Origin of the sequence: Bacillus sp. G16 (assembly GCF_021282335.1) — a bacterium.
In the GTDB taxonomy this organism is placed as follows: domain Bacteria; phylum Bacillota; class Bacilli; order Bacillales; family Bacillaceae; genus Bacillus; species Bacillus inaquosorum.
Window position 1 is genome coordinate 1 of record NZ_JAJSOZ010000067.1, and the last position, 502, is coordinate 502.

Consider the following 502-nt stretch of genomic DNA (forward strand, 5'->3'; position numbering starts at 1 on the left):
TTACTTTACTTTTCGTGTCAGTGATTGCAGCTTGCAGTTCTGCTTCCAAAAATGAAGCGGTCGAAAAAAAGACTCAAAGGCCCATTATGGTTCAAGGTCCAATGCCAATCGAAGCTGAAAATTTCGCGAAAAGGTTAAAAAATGTTAAAGAAGAAAAATCAGGGGATTTTGTATTTTACATAGGAACTTTAGACAATTATCCTGTAATCGTTGCAAAAACAGGTAAAGGGATGGAAAACACGGCTGCCGCTACAGCAGTGGCAATGGAAAGATATAACCCTATTGCTATCATCAATCAAGGGACATCAGGCGGACATGATCCAAGCTTAAACGTTTTTGATATTGTTTTAGGAGAAAGAACGGTAAACCTAGGTTCATTAAAAACGGCCGATAAAGCTGAAAACGAAGGAATCGATCCAACCATATGGAAACCAATGGACCTAATGGCTTCTGAAGGAAGTGCAGGAGAAGATCCTAACGCTGAAAAACCACGCTTCTACGA

1 protein-coding gene is annotated in these 502 nt (G+C 40.0%); it reads left to right on the top strand.

What is annotated here, in order from left to right; translation table 11 throughout:
* Window positions 1-14 precede the first annotated feature (14 nt).
* The coding region (locus LWH95_RS21585) for a 5'-methylthioadenosine/S-adenosylhomocysteine nucleosidase (protein ID WP_232920358.1) at window positions 15-502 on the top strand (488 nt) is incomplete at its 3' end.